At 40.5% G+C, this 18717-nt stretch carries 21 protein-coding genes; 11 read left to right on the forward strand and 10 right to left on the reverse strand.

The features are described 5' to 3' along the window. The first annotated feature begins 189 nt into the window (after nt 1-189). Both cobA and AC1DRQ_RS19565 read left to right on the forward strand, forming a co-directional pair. Nucleotides 190-918, forward strand: coding sequence for a uroporphyrinogen-III C-methyltransferase (gene cobA, locus AC1DRQ_RS19560; protein ID WP_477426465.1), 729 nt, complete (start codon nt 190-192; stop codon nt 916-918). Between the two features lie 28 nt (nt 919-946). Beyond that, a complete protein-coding gene (locus tag AC1DRQ_RS19565) occupies nt 947-1306 on the forward strand; it encodes a DUF7009 family protein (RefSeq protein WP_477426466.1) in 360 nt (119 codons plus the stop codon). Between the two features lie 2 nt (nt 1307-1308). Here AC1DRQ_RS19565 and AC1DRQ_RS19570 read toward each other — a convergent pair whose 3' ends face one another. Beyond that, the gene (locus AC1DRQ_RS19570) at nt 1309-3156 is read right to left on the reverse strand and encodes a chloride channel protein (RefSeq protein WP_477426467.1); all 1848 of its coding nucleotides are present in this window, start codon (nt 3154-3156) and stop codon (nt 1309-1311) included. 86 nt (nt 3157-3242) lie between these two features. Beyond that, a complete protein-coding gene (locus AC1DRQ_RS19575) occupies nt 3243-3896 on the reverse strand; it encodes a Crp/Fnr family transcriptional regulator (protein WP_477426468.1) in 654 nt (217 codons plus the stop codon). Between the two features lie 278 nt (nt 3897-4174). Between AC1DRQ_RS19575 and AC1DRQ_RS19580 the strand changes: the two genes are divergently transcribed. Next, complete coding sequence (locus tag AC1DRQ_RS19580; RefSeq protein WP_477426469.1) at nt 4175-6058, forward strand: chloride channel protein; 1884 nt, start codon at nt 4175-4177, stop codon at nt 6056-6058. Nucleotides 6059-6879: 821 nt separating this feature from the next. On the opposite strand, the gene AC1DRQ_RS19585 is transcribed toward AC1DRQ_RS19580, so the two are convergent. After that, a complete protein-coding gene (locus AC1DRQ_RS19585; RefSeq protein ID WP_477426470.1) occupies nt 6880-7167 on the reverse strand; it encodes a hypothetical protein in 288 nt (95 codons plus the stop codon). Continuing rightward, complete coding sequence (locus AC1DRQ_RS19590; RefSeq protein ID WP_477426471.1) at nt 7164-7523, reverse strand: DUF488 domain-containing protein; 360 nt, start codon at nt 7521-7523, stop codon at nt 7164-7166. The genes AC1DRQ_RS19585 and AC1DRQ_RS19590 overlap by 4 nt, the downstream gene beginning before the upstream one ends. A 118-nt stretch (nt 7524-7641) precedes the next feature. Between AC1DRQ_RS19590 and AC1DRQ_RS19595 the strand changes: the two genes are divergently transcribed. The 4 genes from AC1DRQ_RS19595 to AC1DRQ_RS19610 all read left to right on the forward strand — a co-directional run bounded on the left by AC1DRQ_RS19595 (nt 7642) and on the right by AC1DRQ_RS19610 (nt 11060). Beyond that, nucleotides 7642-8706: a hypothetical protein gene (locus AC1DRQ_RS19595; protein ID WP_477426472.1), complete on the forward strand. Its 1065-nt coding sequence runs from the start codon at nt 7642-7644 to the stop codon at nt 8704-8706. A gap of 125 nt (nt 8707-8831) precedes the next feature. After that, nucleotides 8832-9401, forward strand: a complete 570-nt coding sequence (locus AC1DRQ_RS19600; RefSeq protein ID WP_477426473.1) for a porin family protein — start codon at nt 8832-8834, stop codon at nt 9399-9401. A 103-nt stretch (nt 9402-9504) separates the two neighbouring features. After that, a complete protein-coding gene (locus tag AC1DRQ_RS19605; RefSeq protein ID WP_477426474.1) occupies nt 9505-10080 on the forward strand; it encodes an RNA polymerase sigma-70 factor in 576 nt (191 codons plus the stop codon). After that, nucleotides 10077-11060, forward strand: coding sequence for a FecR domain-containing protein (locus AC1DRQ_RS19610; RefSeq protein WP_477426475.1), 984 nt, complete (start codon nt 10077-10079; stop codon nt 11058-11060). The genes AC1DRQ_RS19605 and AC1DRQ_RS19610 overlap by 4 nt, the downstream gene beginning before the upstream one ends. Before the next feature lie 275 nt (nt 11061-11335). Here AC1DRQ_RS19610 and AC1DRQ_RS19615 read toward each other — a convergent pair whose 3' ends face one another. Continuing rightward, nucleotides 11336-13111, reverse strand: a complete 1776-nt coding sequence (locus AC1DRQ_RS19615) for a peptidase associated/transthyretin-like domain-containing protein (protein WP_477426476.1) — start codon at nt 13109-13111, stop codon at nt 11336-11338. Between the two features lie 323 nt (nt 13112-13434). On the opposite strand from AC1DRQ_RS19615, the gene AC1DRQ_RS19620 reads away from it, so the two are divergent. The 3 genes from AC1DRQ_RS19620 (at nt 13435) to AC1DRQ_RS19630 (ending at nt 15161) form a co-directional block, all read left to right on the forward strand. After that, nucleotides 13435-14190, forward strand: coding sequence for an SDR family oxidoreductase (locus tag AC1DRQ_RS19620; RefSeq protein ID WP_429400498.1), 756 nt, complete (start codon nt 13435-13437; stop codon nt 14188-14190). A gap of 129 nt (nt 14191-14319) precedes the next feature. Continuing rightward, nucleotides 14320-14574: a hypothetical protein gene (locus tag AC1DRQ_RS19625; RefSeq protein WP_477426477.1), complete on the forward strand. Its 255-nt coding sequence runs from the start codon at nt 14320-14322 to the stop codon at nt 14572-14574. Between the two features lie 5 nt (nt 14575-14579). Next, a complete protein-coding gene (locus tag AC1DRQ_RS19630; protein ID WP_477426478.1) occupies nt 14580-15161 on the forward strand; it encodes a TetR/AcrR family transcriptional regulator in 582 nt (193 codons plus the stop codon). Here AC1DRQ_RS19630 and AC1DRQ_RS19635 read toward each other — a convergent pair. The 4 genes from AC1DRQ_RS19635 to AC1DRQ_RS19650 form a co-directional block, all read right to left on the reverse strand. After that, the gene (locus tag AC1DRQ_RS19635) at nt 15153-15944 is read right to left on the reverse strand and encodes a CHAD domain-containing protein (RefSeq protein WP_477426479.1); all 792 of its coding nucleotides are present in this window, start codon (nt 15942-15944) and stop codon (nt 15153-15155) included. The genes AC1DRQ_RS19630 and AC1DRQ_RS19635 overlap by 9 nt on opposite strands. Nucleotides 15945-16150: 206 nt before the next feature. Further along, nucleotides 16151-16327, reverse strand: a complete 177-nt coding sequence (locus tag AC1DRQ_RS19640; RefSeq protein ID WP_429400502.1) for a hypothetical protein — start codon at nt 16325-16327, stop codon at nt 16151-16153. A 58-nt stretch (nt 16328-16385) separates the two neighbouring features. Beyond that, nucleotides 16386-16826, reverse strand: coding sequence for an Hsp20/alpha crystallin family protein (locus tag AC1DRQ_RS19645; protein WP_477426480.1), 441 nt, complete (start codon nt 16824-16826; stop codon nt 16386-16388). A gap of 141 nt (nt 16827-16967) precedes the next feature. Then, nucleotides 16968-17138: a hypothetical protein gene (locus tag AC1DRQ_RS19650; protein WP_429400504.1), complete on the reverse strand. Its 171-nt coding sequence runs from the start codon at nt 17136-17138 to the stop codon at nt 16968-16970. Between the two features lie 220 nt (nt 17139-17358). Here AC1DRQ_RS19650 and AC1DRQ_RS19655 point away from each other — a divergent pair, with 220 nt between their 5' ends. Next, nucleotides 17359-17592 (forward strand): hypothetical protein, encoded by a 234-nt coding sequence (locus AC1DRQ_RS19655; RefSeq protein ID WP_429400505.1) that lies wholly within the window; start codon nt 17359-17361, stop codon nt 17590-17592. 69 nt (nt 17593-17661) lie between these two features. On the opposite strand, the gene AC1DRQ_RS19660 is transcribed toward AC1DRQ_RS19655, so the two are convergent. Beyond that, the coding region (locus AC1DRQ_RS19660) for a glycosyl hydrolase family 95 catalytic domain-containing protein (protein WP_477426481.1) at nt 17662-18717 on the reverse strand (1056 nt) is incomplete at its 5' end.

Raw genomic sequence — 18717 nt, forward strand, 5'->3', positions numbered from 1 at the left:
TAATAACTAATTAAATCATTATTTCAATATTTTGAAGTGATAAAATTTAAATTTTTAGTCATTTTTATGATATTGGTAATAAATTACGATGTATAAGTGTAAAAATTTGCATTTTTTTATGATGTGTATGATTTTAATGTGTTGAAAATTGATTATAATTGGTGGTAATTAAGATTTTTAATAAAATATATGGAAGATAAAGCTCCATTTCCTGAATTGTTTGTTTTAGGCGCAGGTCCCGGCGACCCGGAATTAATAACCGTGAAAGGATATAAAATTTTGCAGCAGGCCAATGTTATATTATATGATAACCTGGCTAACAAGGCATTACTCGATATTGCAAAAGCCGACTGCGAAAAAATTTATGTTGGCAAGCATCCTTATGGTAGTTATACCCCGCAGGAAACCATTCATGAAATGATAAAGCATTATGCTTTTACCAAAGGCAGTGTAGTACGCCTTAAAGGGGGAGACCCTTTTATTTTTGGCCGGGGCTTTGAAGAAATTATGTATGCGCGGGAGCAAGGTATTAAAACCCATTTCATTCCAGGAATCAGCAGTATGCAGGCTTCAGGATTTTTGGATATCCCGCTAACCCACCGGGCCATGAGCGAAGGTATCTGGATCATAACCGGCACTAAAAAGGACGGCACCTTATCTGCCGATCTGAAGCTGGCCATGCAAAGTAATGCTACTGTGGTAATTTATATGGGCATGAAACAAATTGATTCCATTACCCAAACTTATGTAGCTGAGGGTAGGGGGCAAACACCGGCGGCAATTATTCAACATGCCTCGCTGCCTCATCAAAAAGCGGTTAAGGGAAAGGTTAAGGACCTGCCCGAAATGGCCGCTACGCATCAGCTAACATATCCGGCTATTATTATTATAGGCGAGGTAGCAGGTTTATCTGCCTAAATAATTTACACACTATATAATATAGTATATGAAGATCAGGATCAAAGGAAACTCATTACGGTACAGACTTACCAAAAGTGATGTTGACCGCTTTACAAAAGAAGGCTATTTAGAAGAAGTGACTGTTTTTGGCAGCAATGTATTAACGTACGCTTTGCAGCGTGATGGCTCAGATCAGTTATCGGCCAGTTTTGATAACCATAAAATAATCCTTTTTATGCCGGAGTTAATGGCCAAAAACTGGGCGACCACAGATAGGGTAGGATTTGAGGAAACCAACGGCCCACTTTATTTATTAGTTGAAAAAGATTTTAAGTGTTTGGATAATGTAGCCGAAGATCAAAGCGATAATTATCCAAATCCCTTACTAAGTAAGCAACTTAATTGAGTTTAGCCTGAATATTCCTTCAATAACTGGCGGTATTGGTTTAATACGCTCGATTTTGATATAAAGCCAACAAATTTATGCCCATCAACTACGGGCAGGTTCCAGGTATTGGTTTCATCAAATTTCTTAACAATCTCACGTACATCGTCGTTAATATCAATAATGGCCGTAGGGGTAACCATTACTTTTTGAACGCTTAGTTCATCGTACAGTTCCTTATTGAACATTACCGGTCTGATATCATCAAGCAGGATAATGCCTTCCAGCACATGCTCATCATTGGTTACTGCGATGAAATTTTTCTTCCCTTTGCTAATCAATTCTATCAGCTCATTAAATGTGGCGTATATACTGATCTCCTGTATATCCTTATCGATCAGATCGGGCGTGTTTAACAATGAGAGCAGGTTTTGGTCGTGTTCACGTGTAAAGATCTTACCTTCCTGGGCCAGCAATTTCAGATCGGGTGATATGGCCGAGAAGCGTTTGGCAATCAGGAATGATGTTACCGAAACGATCATGAGCGGTATAAAAAGGTCGTATCCTGAACTTGATTCGGCAATCAGGAATATGGCTGTTAATGGCGCGTATAATACACCGCTCATTACACCCGCCATACCTACTATTACCATGTTGGTGGTTGGTACGTTCGGGATACCCAACTGGGTGCACAACACAGCAATAAAATAGCCCAAAGTTCCGCCCGAAAACAATGCCGGGGCAAAATTACCGCCATTGCCGCCACCATAAATGGTAATTGATGTAGCAAAAGCTTTTAAAATGCAAATGAATCCTAAAAACAATAAAATAAACCACTGGTGAAAGGCGAAATATTTAAAAAAGCTAACCGCTACAACCGATTCTATTTGTCCGGTGGCCAGTACTTTAATGGTAGAGTACCCTTCGCCAAATAACGGAGGGAATAATACACAGAGTAAGGAAAGTAGCGCCCCTGCCATTATTGCTTTTTGAAGGCGGCTTCTTTTGGAGTGTTTAAACTGGTGTTCAACCCATTGAGATATGACTACAAAATAACGGGCATATAAACCGCAGGCAATGCCCAGCACAATATAAAAAGGAATGTTTTTATAGTTAAAAGGGGCGCGTGTAGTAAATTGAAACAGTGCTTCTTCGTTAAGAATGATCCTTGATACCAAGCTGCCACAAACTGCGGCAACAACCAGCGGAATAAAATCTGTAAATACAACCCCGGTGAGCAAGATCTCAAAGGCAAACATCATACCCGCGATGGGGGCGTTAAAGGCCGATGCTATACCAGCCGTAGCACCTGCGGCGAGTAAAAGGGTGCGGTCTTTATAATCTAACTTATAGGTTTTGGCAAAGTTGGAGCCAATGGCCGATCCGGTTACCGCGATGGGGCTCTCTAAACCGGCTGATCCACCCAGACCTACCGTAATAGCACTCTGTACAATTTGCGAGTACATTTTTACCGGTGATACCAGGCTGGAGTTTTGCGCAATTTCATATAATATGGCCGGGATACCCTTGCGATCGTTCCCTTTATATATGTATAATACCACCAGTGTGGTAAGTACAATACCCAGCAACGGGAATACCACATAAAAAACAATTTGCTGCTCGAACTGAAATTTGGAGGTGATAAGGTAATGGATATAATGCACCAGCATTTTTAAAACTACGCCGGCTAAGCCTGCAGTACAGCCAACAAGGATACCTGATAATATCAAAAAATGACTATGGGAAAGATTATTGCGCACCCAAAGCAGGATGATCTCATAACTCCGCATTTTACGGACGCTGTTCGCCCTGAAATCCCGTTGGAATTTTAAAAAATTATGATAACGTTTTAATTTGCTGTACTTGCTCAATTTGCACCTCCGGCTGCAATTTAAACAATAATTGAATGTGATGTTTTAAAAAAGCTAATGCAGAAAGGTTAAAAAGCAACCCACTTTTATTTTTTCCGGCTTAGGGTTATTTCTTTCAAAGCATCCTCATTCAACAGCTTAAAACTTTTACCGTCGAGTGCTATCAGGTTGTTTTGAATAAACTCCTGTGTTACTTTAAAAAAGGTTTCGTACACCACACTCGCGTATGATGATATATCCTGCCGGGTTAGTTCAATATCAACATAACCATCGGCATTTAACCCAAACTGGTTGCGAAGCGATAACAGTGCCTGGGCTATCCGTTCTTTTACCGGCATGTGAGCCAGGTTGCGCATCCTTTTTTCCGACTCCTGCAATTCATTCGCAAAAAACTTCATCAGTTTATAGGTGAACTGGCTGTTTACATTTAATGACGATTCAAAGAAATCCATTTTAACATAACAAACCATCCCCGGCTCCACGGCTGTTGCCGAAACAGGATAGGTTGAAATATCCCCCAAGCCTAAATGGCCTAAAATATCACCCTGTTTAGCAAATCTCAGGATCAGGTCTTTTTCCTGGTCCCATTGCTTATGAACTTTTACAACACCCTTGTACATAAAGTATATGCCGGTAACATTGTCACCTTCTTTAAAGAGCTGTTGCCCTTTTTTAAGTATAAAATTTTCCCGGTTGGCACTTATGGCGGGTAGCCAGTCTTTCAGGCAATTTTTGCACAAAAAACAAGTGTTTAAATCGCAAGTGTGGTTGGTTTTTGTCATAAATGTTCAGTTGCCTGCAGGTGTGCAATATTAATTATTTAACCGCGATCTACATAAATAGGGTATGATTTATGCATTGCAGTTAATGGATGTAATTTGTTGTTTGTGTAATATATTTTGATGTTTAATGTAAAATTAATGATTAATTATATTGTTTATGCAATATTTATTATAATTAAATCTTAATTTTGCAACTCAAAAGCTGGCAGAAACAATAAAATAGCCAGTAAGAAAAAATGAAAAAAACAATAAATAAAATAGGTATCCCTATCTCGCCATCATTAAATAATATGGAAACGCCACCCGGTAATTCCAGAAACAGTATTTTTTTAAAAAAGAGGCTGATAGTTATCTCCTGTTTGTCGGTAGCGGTAGCCGTGGCTATAAGCATTATCGCTAAAATTTTAATTTATCTCATCAACCTGGTTACCAATATTTCTTTTTACGGCTCATTTGCATTTGGCTTTCATTCACCGGCAAATAATCATTTAGGTGTATGGGTTATTATTATCCCTGCAATAGGAGGGATTTTGGTTGGGATCATGGCTTTTTATGGTTCCAAAGCTATACGCGGGCATGGGATTCCCGAGGCTATGGAGCAAATACTGGTTAACGAAAGTAATATTAAACCATCCATCACCTTTTTAAAACCCATATCGTCGGCTATAGCCATTGGTACCGGCGGCCCATTTGGTGCCGAAGGGCCGATCATAGCCACGGGAGGTGCATTAGGTTCCACATTAGGACAGTTATTTAAAATAACTGCTAATGAGCGCAAGATCATTTTAGCCGCCGGGGCTACGGCGGGTATGTCGGCTATTTTCGGTACGCCTATAGCCGCGGTATTTTTGGCTATTGAACTGCTGCTGTTTGAATTTTCGCCCAAATCTATTCTGCCGGTTGCGTTGGCTTGTATCACAGGCGCGGCAGGGCATCATTTACTGTTTGAGGCTGGTCCGGTTTTTCCGATGCCTGATCTGCTTACACCATCAAACCTTGCTTTGGGCATTTATAGTTTCATGGGTATTATCATCGGGTTTTTATCCCTTGGCGTAACCAAAATAGTATATGTTATTGAGGATATTTTTGAAGAATTACCTATTCACTGGATCTGGTGGCCCGCAATTGGTGGTTTGGCAGTTGGTGTCATCGGCTTTTTTGCACCACATACACTTGGGGTAGGATATGATAATATAACAGGCATATTATCGGGTAGGTGGCCTTTAACACTCATCTGTACTTTATGCCTTTGCAAGTTTATATCATGGGCCATTGCTTTAGGCAGTGGAACATCCGGCGGAACATTGGCTCCCTTATTAACCATTGGTGGCGCAGCCGGTGCCATTATTGGCTCTATTACATTAATACTTTTTCCAAATTCAGGGGTAAGTATACCTATGGCGGCGCTGATTGGTATGTCGGCCATGTTTGCAGGGGCATCGCGGGCGTATTTAACCAGTATTACGTTTGCATTGGAGGCCACTATGCAATCACATGCCTTGCTGCCATTATTGGGTGCTTGTACGGCCGCTTATATGGTTTCGTTCTTCCTGATGGAAAACACCATCATGACTGAAAAGATTGCCCGTCGCGGAATTTTTACACCCGACTCATTTGAGCCGGATGTTTTACAAAAGATGCATGTTTCGCAAGTGATCAGTGATGAGGGTACCGTGATCAATGTAAACAATAGCATAGCCGATGTAAGAAGTTGGGTTAATGCTAACAGCATCACCGATAACTATTTTATTATGGTTAATAACGACGGCGAGTTTAGCGGCACCTTAAAGTTAACGGATATTTATAGCAGCGAACTTGACCCCGAAGCATCATTGCAAGAAATGCTTAAAAAAGAGATCAGTTCGTCTGTTAACAGTACGGACACGCTGCGGTATGCTATGGAAACCATGTCGAAAACAGAAGTGGAGGTGCTGCCAGTGTTGTCACCTACCGATCATAAGGTAATAGGCATCTTATCTTACCGCGATATTATATCGGCCTTTAAAATTGATGCTGATAAAACCCAGCACCCGTATGTGAAAATCTCCTTAAAACGCCAGCGCATGAAAATGCTGGTGAGAGGCAGGAAAACAGTTAGTGTAAATACAGATACTAAGTAGCTAACTTTTACGTCAAATTTGTCATGGGTAGCCTGCCTGCCAGTAAGGAACGAGGGAGACCTATTAGCAGATACATACACCTTGCTATAGATTTTTCATTATGTCAAGAGCAAGTTCTTTGTTACACTCTGCATGGTGTATTTGTTTTGGGTGTATCGCCCTGGAAGAAAGTTACAGTGAACAGTACACCCCATCGGGGTATCGTGTTTATAGAATAACAATACCAAGCGTTAGCTCCATAGGAGCTTCCTGTAATGTTATTTAGTTTGATCAGGAAGCTCCTATGGAGCTTATAATTTACTTCCTAATGGCTATAAACACGATGCCCCGATGGGGCCTAGATAAGCAAGTTATTCTGGCTTCGGTATTTTCCAAATTTTAATACCGCCAATGACAATCCTGTAACTTGCTGATTATCAATATTGAAAAAATGTCATTTTCAATGCGATTATTTGCAAGCAAATAAAGGTTACTCAGACTGACAGGCCTTTACACCTTGAAAATCGAATACGTCATTGGTAGCGTAGAGCTCTTCATCCTTGCATTCGTATAACCACAAATGTTGGGAAGACCGAAATCCTATAAAGCTGATTAATGTAAACCCAGAATATTATGCGAAAAAGTATATAATTAATTGATTATTAATTATATACTTCAATGTTAATCATGAAAAGTGTAAACCATGTAAACCCAATTAGGTGCCAATGACAAGTCTGTAACTTGCTGCTTATCAATATTGAAAAAATGTCATTTTCAATGCGATTATTTGCAAGCAAATAAAGGTTACTCAGCATGTCAAGCTATACGGGTAGAATAATAAGCTATGTTGTATACGGCAATATCTTGAACACTTTGTTCGCCAGATCATCATTGACGGTTAGCTGGCATGATAAATTTATTTCGGATTTAATCAATGGGTCTTTAAATTGTTGTGCTACCATGCAGGTGGCGCAACGGCCCATTCCATCGCACCTGCCAAAATTTGGCGGTTGTACATGATCATTGATCAATTCCCGCAGATCGTCATATTCGCCTTCAAAAGTTTTCACTCTGTAGGTTTCGCCATCGTATAGCAGGGTAAATTCAATGTATGTTTTAAAAAAACTCATTTCTCTAATGAGGATTGCAAAAAATGCCGCAGAACTATAGCATGGTTTTGTTGTTCATTGTTTGCAGCATATAATAAGGTAACAGTTTCATGGGTCTTTATTAATTCGGCCAGCTCTTTAACGCTTTCCTGTTGCTGCAGTTCGGCTATATAATCATGCTCAAAGCCGGGCCAGTTTTGCGGGTTTTTATGAAATGATTGGCGTAACGCGGTTGATGGAGCCACTTCTTTCATCCACCTGTCTATTTGCGCGCGTTCTTTTGTCATCCCGCGGGGCCATAAACGATCAACCAGGATCCTTAGCCCGTCAGCTTTATCAGCTGGGTCATATATGCGTTTGATAAGTAAATTGCCCATTGAATATTCGTCAATATTATCAAAGATAAGATAGTCAATTTAAAAAATTTAAAAACAGAGTCAGGGTAAAGTTCATATAGCGTGTCATAGCTGCAAATACACGATAAATAATATACATATGAATTTTAATCTGTACAAAGACAGCATCTTATTAACTATTTTAAAAATCTGGACATTTTTTTTAATAGTGTTTGCCAGTACCAATAGTTACGCTCAAAGTGACCGGGCCAGAACAAATATCGGCCTGGTTTATCCCCTGAGCAGCAACGGAACGCAAGCTCCAAGAGATACCAATAGTTTTTCGTTAAATCTGATAGCCGGGGTATCCGCGGCGGAACGCGGAGTTAGCCTTGCAGGTTTTTCGAACATTGTGCATCATGATACCAGGGGTTTGCAGGTTGCGGGCTTTTCGAACCATGTTGGTGGCAATGCCGGGGGCACCATGTTTGCCGGCTTTTTAAATACTTACGGCAGTGGTAATAGCGTGGCTGTTGCTGGGTTTGCCAACATAGCGCGGAGCAGCAGCGGCGCCCAAATAGCCGGGTTCCTGAATAAAGGCGGCGATGTATCTTCTTCGCAGATAGCCGGGTTTTTAAATATTGCCAGCAATGTAAAAGGCGTGCAGATAGCAGGTTTTATGAACGTTGCCAAAAAAGTAAAAGGCAGCCAGATCGGCTTTATCAATATTGCCGATAGCGCGGGCACGCAGGTAGGTATTATCAACATTGCCAAAAACGGCGAAAAAGGTATCAGCGCCACTATCGACGAAAACCAGACCACCATACTGGCCTTTCGCTCAGGAGGTAAAACACTGTATGGCATCATCGGCATTGGCTATAACTTCAATAATAAAAGAGAAAAATACGCTTATGAGGCCGGTATAGGCGCCCATGTGCTCAAGATTCAATCGTTCCGTTTAAATGCCGAGCTGGTGGGCGGCGGTCTGGAAAGCCTTAAAGGTGAGGAAAACTATTCCAAATCATCGTTCAGGTTAATACCGGCATTCCGCATCACGCCATCAATTGAAATATTTGCTGGTCCATCCATTAATTATGTAAACACCGATACCGAAGAGGGTAGGAAACTCACCAACAAATATATTTCAAGCTGGACCCGAAATAACGGACGTGACCTTTACGGATTTTATTTTGGTTACAACGCCGGTATACAGGTGTTTTTTTAACCGGACGCACCAACCACCATTTATTATTTTTTAAAAACCAGTCAGGGTAAAGTTTGCCCGGCGTGTCATAAGCACAGAACAATAAATAGCATCAAATGAAAACAATCACAAACAAAAACCAAAAAATGAAATCAATTAAACTCTTTACCACGGCCATCTTATTTACGCTGGGACTTAGTTCAGCAAAGGCCCAATCCTCAGATCCTGAGTTTGGTATTAAGGCAGGGGTTAACTTTTCGACCTTAAAAACGGGCTTGAATGCGGTTACCGATAAATCTGGCAAAATAGGTTTTAACGCGGGTGTATTTGGAAGGGTAGGTAAGGACCTTTTCTTTCAGCCGGAGCTTAACTACGTTACCTTTAGCGACAAATATCGCTTTAACTCCAACTCGTACGAAGCCAAATTCAGGCAACTGAACCTGCCTTTAATGGTGGGGTATAAGTTAATAAATACATCCGACCTGAACTTCCGGTTATCAGCCGGACCCGATCTGTATTACAGCCTTAAAAAGCCGGTTGCCCCCGGAGGTTTTAAATATAAAGACTTCACCGCGGGTGGTGTTATCAATGCGGGCGTTGACATTGGCGGCTTAACTTTTGATGCCCGCTATAGTCTGGGTTTAAGCAAGTTTAACAAGGAACTTGGGCAGAAAGCCAATATCTTCAGTTTGGGGGTTGGTTTTAAATTTCAATAATAACTAAGTTTGATCATGCGGATAGGCGCCGTTGGTGGCTATCCGCTTTTAGATCATTTTTCAATCAATTATATATTTACTTTGCCGAACCCAATACCCGATAATGGATAATAAGGAAGTGACCGTCGATTTGATCCAGGAAAATGAAGCCGTTTTTGAACAGCTGTTCAAAAAACATTTTAGGGAGCTGCATGCCTATGCTTTCTCGCTATTGAAAGACTGGGATGTTGCGGAAGAAATTGTGCAAGCCCTGTTTCTTAAACTTTGGGAAAAAAATGAATGGAGCCATATACAAACATCCATAAAATCATACCTGTACAAATCGGCATATCATGATAGTCTTAATTACATAAGGCGACAGAAAGTTCAACTAAGGTATCAAACCATAACTGCGCATTCCATGAAGAACCATACAGACGATGCTGCCGACAAATTAAAAATGGGCGAACTGGAGCAGCACTTAAACAAAGCCCTTGATAAATTACCTGAAAAATGCCGGGCCATATTTCACCTGAGCCGGTTTGAAGAGTTAAAATACCAGGAGATAGCCAACCAACTTAACATATCTATAAAAACTGTAGAAACGCATATGGGTAAAGCTTTACGAATATTAAGAAAAGAGATGAAAGAATTTTTACCACTAATTACACTGATGCTATTTAATATGTTTAGATCATGAAACAGGATATGAGCGAAGATATACTGATCAAATATATTCTTGGAGAAGCAACTATAGCCGAAGGACAGGAAATTGAAACCTGGATAGCAGCCAGCAGCGCTAATGCTAAAAAGTTTGAACAAGTAAAAATTATCCTGGAAACCAGCAAGCGCCTGGCGCAGGTGAGTCCATTGGGCGAAACCGAGGCATGGGAAAAGTTTAAGGAAAAGCGAGCAACAAGGCGTGAACCGGCTAAAGTCAGGTCCATTAGTTCAAATACCGGCTGGTTACGCATAGCCGCCGCTGTTGTATTCCTGATAGGTGGCGGATGGATAGCCTATTATTTGTATGATCAACGTGGCGGTAACCCGGCGGAACTCGTGAGCATCAAAACGACAAATACGGTGCGGATTGATACCCTGCCTGATGGCTCCATTGTGCATATCAATAAAAATTCCAGCATCACCTATGCCGGCGATTTTGAATCGAGGAGAGAGATCAAACTTAGCGGTGAGGCGTTTTTTGAGGTGAAACACAATGAGCAGGTACCCTTTACCGTGCATGTAAATGATATTAACATACGCGATGTAGGTACTGCCTTTAACGTAAAAAGCAAGCAACAAAATACCGAGGTTATTGTAGAAAGCGGTATAGTGCAGGTAAGTAGATCCGTTAATTCAATAAGGTTAACCCCCAACGAAATGGTACGGATAAAACCAGATGATAAACAGCTTAAAATTGAAAAAAGTACCGATCAGTTATATAACTATTACAGGAGCAACACCTTTATTGCCAAGGGCACACCGCTATGGCGCCTGGTTGATATATTGAATGAAGCTTATGGTGCTGATATTGAGATCGCGAACGGTGCCTTGCGTAATACGCAGATCACGGTTACTATCAGGTATGAAGATTCGCTTAGTAACATATTGGAAATAATAAGAAGTACTACTCCCGAAATGCATGTGAATAAGACCGATCATGGTTTTATTCTGAAATAGGTAGACGGAAGGGTTTAAAAAAGGATATTGCGAGGCGCATAAACCCTTATGTTTCCTCAGGGTTTCCATTGGGAGCCCTGAGTGGACAAAAAATGTCATTTCGATAGAGCCAGGGGAGGGAATGAGGGAAGCGCGAAAGAGAAATCTTCTACATTGCTCAAAGCTCGCATGAAAAGTCGTGGAGGATTTCTCGCTATCGCTCGAAATGACAGAGCTTGTGTTTATTTAGCATAAAGAACACTTTTTACATCCAAAAGAGGTGTATACACCTCAAACTACCATACCAGTTGCAACCCGCCGGTTATCCCAACATTAACGGCGGTTAATTTATCATTGCTGATATGGTTGCTAAGCACCCATCCATTAACCTTTGCGCCATCGCTTACATCGGCAGATATGATATTGAGGGAGGGGCCGGCAAACAGCCTTAAATGGTTATTGAGCTTATAACCAGATAATATTTTAAAAGAGTCTGTTTGATAGAACTTTTTCTCGGTATCGGTGATCAACTGTGTTGAGTATTCGCCATTTAAAGAAAACTTACCTTTGTTAACAATATGCGCACCTAACCCAATATCAAGCGCGTATTTAACCTTATCGTTACCAAATTTATATCCGGCACCAATCAGCCCGTATAACACCCTGCCGCCCGACCGAAAATCAAGATGGGTAAACAAAGTTTCATCGGTACTTAGGGCAAGGCTTTTTTCGCCATTTTTAATAAAGTTCAGGATACCTATGGTATAATCACTGCTATCGGCAACATTCACCAGAGCAAACTGAAAGCCTTTTACTTTTTTAGCAGTATTAACAAACACGGTAAACTGCGACCCGGTTGGTCCCGTCGAACGGTTAAATAAACTGGAGAGCTGTAAGCCATTTAAGGTATCGGTAGTATTAAATAAGCCGGCAAACTGCACGCCGCCTTTAAAGTTACGGGTATGGTTAAATAAACCGGCAACCTGGAAGCCGCTGGCGCGTTTATCAGCATTGGCTAAACCTGCAAGTTGCATACCACCTGTAAAATTCTGGACCCTGTTGAACAAACCAGCTGCCTGTAAACCCCAGGCATTATATGATACATTATTATAAATACCGGCAAGCTGGACGCCTTTGGTGCTGCCGCCTACAAAGTTAAATATGCCGGCGGCCTGAAAAAATTTCATGTCTTTTTTGTTGATATTAAATAAACCGGCCATTTCAATTCCATCAATCCCCGCGGTGTATCCACCCAAAATGTTATAGGAAAAATGATCAACTATCTGGCTATTGTACATGCCATGCGAACTTAAACCGGGAATAAGCGAAATCTGGTAAGGGCGGGAAGCAAAAAAGTTGCCGAGGTTTAAGCCTTGCACCAGCTGCTTTGAACTGATAAAGAAACGGGCAAAGCGGCTGTGTTCTACTCCATCTTCTGAACCATCATCAGGATAATATTTATATTTTCTGTTATGGTGTTTAGCATCTACATTAACTACAGGTAGTACATAAAGTGAGGTATCGCGGTAGTTTTCTTTAGTTACTGTGAGTAAAAGCGACCCGCTCCAGTTTTTTAGCGTAATTTCAAAATATCCCCTATCATCTGTAAGTGTCGATACCAATAAATTCTTTTCATAAACGCTGGCTTTTGCTACTTCTTTTTTACTGGAAACATCGTTTACGTAGCCTTTTACCACAGCCTGTTTTCCGGGATCTTTTTCCACCTCGGCGGTTAAATACAGCTTACCCGGCGCATGCCTTAATACAATATAGCCAGGCACTTCTTTAAACTCATAGCTATCGCCTAATAATTTATCCAGCAAACTAAAAAGGGTACCCCGGTACCCTGAAACTGATACTATGCTATCGGCCGGAATGGTTTTGTTGTTATAAGCAAAATAAAAATTGCCTTTGCTGGCAATGTTATCCAGTACTTTGCCCATGCGCTGTTGTTTTATTTCGCCTATAGATACCTCTTTCATCAGGTTGTTTTGTGCGGATAGTTTTGTGCAAAAAATTAGAGGTATAAAAAACGACAGGATGTGGGCAATTAGTTTGGGGGTTACAGTCATCAGGTTTATCTGTTTTTATATAGGTTGTACCGGCATCATACAATCAAAATTATAAGATTATATGATACGGTGCGTACTAAGACACGTTCACCAGGTTTTACCCTTACGCTGTTTTTAATTATTTTAGTTAGATACCGGTCTTTAGAAATTGTGACAAAAAATCTTTATCCCCAGTTAAAAAACCCAATTGTAACCACAATTATCACCTGATTGTCAATTACATAGAAAAAAAGAAATAAATCAAAAATAATATTGGAATGATCGTTTCAAAATGTTTATCTTTGATTCATCATTTCAAAACAACGATCTTAAACATTAAAAAAATGAATAATTTATTAAACAAAGTAGCCGTAGTTACAGGTGGTAACAGCGGGATTGGTTACGCAGCCGCAGCCGAACTTATCGCACAAGGTGCAAAAGTTGTTATTACAGGCCGCAATAAAGAGTCAGTAGAAAAAGCGGCAACAGAACTTGGCGCAACAGGTATTGTATCTGATCAAAGCAAACTGGATCAGATAGACCAATTGGCTTTAGCGGTTAAAGAAAAATTTGGCAAAGTAGATATCCTGTTCTTAAATGCAGGCATGGCCGCTTTTAGTCCGGTTGAAACCGCTACAGAAGAACATTACGATGCACTGATGAACCTGAATGTTAAAGGTGTTTACTTTACTGTTCAAAAATTTATCCCAATACTAAATGATGGTGCTTCTATCATTTTTAATACATCAGTAAACGCGGTTTTGGGTGTGGCCGATAGTAGTGTTTACGCAGCCAGCAAAGCCGCAGTATTATCGTTTAACAAAGTATTGGCCCGTGAGCTTGCTTCTCGTAAAATTCGAGTTAACGCTATTTCCCCTGGCCCGGTTACTACACCATTATATGATAAACTTGGTTTAGAGCAGGAACAGGTTGACGGATTTGGAGCAGCTTTAAGCGCAAAGATATTACTTAACCGTTTCGGAAGGCCTGAAGAAATTGCCAATGTGGTAAGGTTCCTCGCATCTGACGATTCATCATTTATTACCGGTACCGAAATTACTGTTGATGGCGGTTTAACTGTAAACGCTGTTATGTATTAATTTTTTTACCATAATTTGGAACAATCGTTTCAGATTTTGGTATATATATAGTTTATGGTTGTTGCCTGATTCCTTATCCCTAAGTTAAATCAGGCAACAGCCATTATTGATATTTAATTTTGTGCAAAAATGAATAGAGAAAACCTGAAGAAAGTATTAGATGAATTACAAATTAAAGAGACTGAATATTCTCTTTTTAATGAATTGTTTTCGGATAGAATAATACTATATCATAGTTATGATGATTGGGAGGTTTTTTATTTAGATGAAAGAGGTGGAAGAAATGACAAAGTTGTTTTCAAAGATGAGTCAGCAGCCTGTGATCATATCCTAAATTTATTTATTGATTCTCAAAAAATTAAAAGTGATTTTAATTTAAGTTAATTGCCATGGCACGTAAAAAAGAATTTGATGAGGATGCTCTGCTCGAAAAAGCAGTTGCCCTGTTTTGGAGAAAAGGGTACAATGCCACATCTGCACAGGACCTGGTTGATGAATTGGGGATAAACCGTTCAAGTCTTTACAACACCTATACCGATAAAAGAACATTGTTCAAAAAGTCATTGGCACAATACCAGGTAACAGAAACGGGCGCTATGCTGGCCATGCTTGGTAAAGCGGAGAATGCAGCAGAGACAGTGAAGCAAATTTTTCAAAACCTGATCAAAGAAAGTGTGGGTGACAGCCTGTTAAAAGGATGTTTTATGGTGAATACTGCCGTTGAGCTTGCCGGCTGCGATAAAGAGATAGGGGATATAGTTTATAACAATAACCTGAGTGTTGAAGATGCCTTAACCAAACTGGTTGAAAAAGGACAGCAGAGTGGACAATTTTCGATGAAAAACTCAGCTCGTGCTTTAGCAAGATTCATCTTTGCCAACATTACCGCGATAAAGGTAGCCGCCCGGACAGGGGCTGATGAAAAAACACTGCGCGATATTGCTAATGTTGCTATAGCTTCATTAGCTTAACTGCTCAACCGGCAGCTCAACAACGGTTGTAGCCCGATTATAGAAATCTTTAGTGAGATTGGTTATATGGTTTTTAAATTTGGTATCCTGTTTTTTTAAAGAGCTGACGGCTGCCTGATCATTTGCTTCGGTACTTGAAAACAATTCTATTGCCAGTATATGGTCATGCCAATCACCAATAGCTATTTGTACCAGGTCCAGATAGTCGGTATTCACCCCGGTACCCAGTGCTGCATGTGTCAGCTTATGGTTATAAATTAAAATTTTAACCTCTTTACGGCATGTATGCAACTGATCATCAAATTTAGGTTTAGTGAGCATATCTGCAATTTGATGCAATTGTTTTTGATAAAACAAGTTGATATGAAGATCGCTTACCGGCTTTATCTTTTCTTTTAGCAGCTGGTGCGAATCCTTTAATTTTTCAAGATTTTTAGCGCCATCTGATTTGAACTTGCTGCTGGCATTTAGCTGTAACTGGTGCTGGTCGCTCATAAATGTACCATTATCTATTTGGTGAGCTTTGCCCAGCTCCAGGTTTATATAAGCACTTCGTATCTCACCGGCCTGTTTAAATATCATTCGTACAGGTTTAAAGTGTTGGGTTAATTTGGGATGTTGTTGAGTACTGTCTGACAGGATCAAAAAGGCACGTAATTTTTTAACCTGAACCCTGAAATGATGCAGATCGTCTTGCTGTTCCTTTTTTAAATAAGCCACAAGACTGGCCTTCATGTCTTTCCACTCTTTATCAAAATATTTTCTTTCTTCTCTTTTTTTCATAACTGTACGTCATGGAATAGCTAAGGCATAACAATCGCTTTATACTTTTAGTTTTAAACACGTTGTTTGCTACCTGCCAGGCAGTTGGGATTATGAAAAAAAGGAGCAGGAGGTTAATAATTGAATAACATAAAGCATGTCAAAATCTCGTGCTCTAAAATAGTGAATGGCGGGAAATAATAAAGCCCCGAGGCGTGGGGCTTTGTTTAATGATTGCTGTTTCTTAAGCGTTCCCATTTTTCCAGTGCTTCTTTTTGAAGCAGTTTGGAGCGCTCAATAGCAATGGCCTGTTCATCTTTTTCACAAAGCGGGCCTTCAGTAGTTAGTTTAATTAGCGGTTTTTGCGTACCTTTTTCTTTGTTTTTATTCTCGGTGACTAACATGGCATAAAAATGAAAGGCGCTGAGTCAGCGCCTGGTTAAACAATAATGGTGATGACTGTTATTTAATTTCAATTTGCCGGCTGGCCGTTCTTGCCTCTTCTTTTTTGGCCACATTAATTCTCAACACACCATCGGTATATACTGCTTCAATACTGGCATCATCTGCAGAATCGGGTAATGTAAATGAGCGCACAAATGAAGTATAACTGTATTCGCGCTTATTGTACTTTTTATCATGTTCGTTCTGCTCGGTCTGATGTTCTGCCGAAATAGTAAGTACATCCCCGTCAAGGTTAACTTTAAAATCTTCTTTCTTTAGTCCCGGTGCGGCCAATTCTATATGGTAGTGCCCGTCCGTCTCTGAAATGTTAACCGCCGGTACCCGCGACACCATCCGGTCTGATAAAAAAGTGTCATTGAAAATTGATTCAAAAACGTCGTCAAACCCTGAGCGGGTAAGCCCCCTGTTTTTCCCTTCATTGAATTTCACTAAAGTCATAATGTTTCCTCCTCAAACATTAACGAGCCGGACCATCCCGGCCTGTTTTTTTATAACAAGTGAGAATAGGACTGGTTTGTCATTTTTTGTTTTTTAAAACAACAATATTACAGGATAAAAACGCTTGTTTAAATGGCAGTTTTAAGCGGATGCCGGTTCGTCATGATCATTATCTTTCGTTGGCTTAAGCTCCGATTGGATGATCTTTTTCTCAAATGCTTTTTGGTCTTTCAGATTCCTTTTAATAATCCAGATTATTAGTGCCGCCATTAACAGCAGGAACAGGCCAACCCACCAATAATTGATTTCCATATCTCCAGAAATTTGGTTAATTAAATATACATCTAAAATTTTACATACAGATTAAGTTCGTATTAAATCATTTGTACTCAGAGATGTACCTTTAATCCTGTCACTAATCTTATCACCAGGTTTTGTAAAAAATATTATTCCGGGCAATCAAACAACAAATCCCGGCGTTTAAATAGCAGTAATTCTTGTTATGGTTTCACCTCTTAAATATATATAAACAATGCGATACGAGATCGTGTTATCCCGAAACGGTTACAAACAAGTACTGCAGGTTATCGCAGAGACATACAAAAAATGGAAGGTATGGAAAGTGAAGTTCCAGGACGGTACAGAAGCCATCCTCTTTAAATCCGGGAGCCTGTGGATGCAAAGAAATGAAGATGATCTGGATTTGGGTTTACTGAATGCCATAGGTGAGCGGATTGACCGTCTCAATTTAGGCCTTTCCATTTAGTAAAAAAGCAATTCATGAAAACGGGGAGGCACTAAGCGCCTCTCCGCTTTTTTTATACCCGAAGCGGTTTTATACTTTTTCGGTAGATATATTTTTAATAACACCGTTTATTTTAACCTTAACCTTACGGTTTTGGGCCGACAGGATATGGTAATCAGTAATTTTGCCATCCTTCCATTTCATATTCACGGTATAATTACCTCTTGCTTTTAAACCCCTTACCTCACCTGAGGCTTTCCAGCTATCAGGAATGGCAGGGATCAGTTCAATAAAACCCGCATGGCTTTGTATCAGCATTTCGGCTACAGCAGCTGTACCGCCAAAATTTCCGTCTATTTGAAAAGGTGGTCCTGCCGATAGCATGTTGGGATAAATCCCTCCGCCGTCGCCATAGTTCATAAACGTAGCCAGTGTAGGGGTTATCAACTGGTTAAACAGTTTGTAGGCCCTGTTGCCATCATGCAGCCTTGCCCACCAAAGCATTTTGTGGGCAATAGAAAAACTTGGTCCGTCATCGCCACGGGCTTCGAGTGTTTTCTTACTGGCTTCGGCCAGTTCGGGTGTGCCTTCGGGGGTAATGAGTGATGCCGGGTATAAGCCATATAAATGCGAGATACACCGGTGATGCGGCTCCAGCTCTTTATAATCCTCCAGCCATTCCATAAGCCTGCCATCTTTAGCCACAACCCCTGGTGGCGGGATCTTTTTTAGCTGCGCTATCAGTGTATTCCTGAAAGCTTCATCCTTACCCAACACCCTGGAGGCGGTAATTACATTGTTGAACAGTTCCCTGATGATCTGGTTATCAATGGTTGGCCCCATACAAATACTGGCATGACGTCCATCGGGCAAATAAAATCCATTTTCGGGCGAGGAGGAGGGCGCGGTTACCATCCACCCGGTTTTAGGATCATTGATCAGCATACTGTTATAAAACTGTGCCGATCCTTTTAGTATGGGATAAATATCCCGCAGGTAATTTTTATCATTCGTAAAATCATAATGCTGCCATAAATTATCACATAACCAGCCCGATCCCACTTTAGTTATGCCCCATGACGCAGCTTCGCCTGGTTCGGTAAAACCCCATATATTGGTAATAACATGGGCCACCCAACCATCTGC

This window comes from Mucilaginibacter sp. P4_E8 (genome assembly GCF_056401495.1).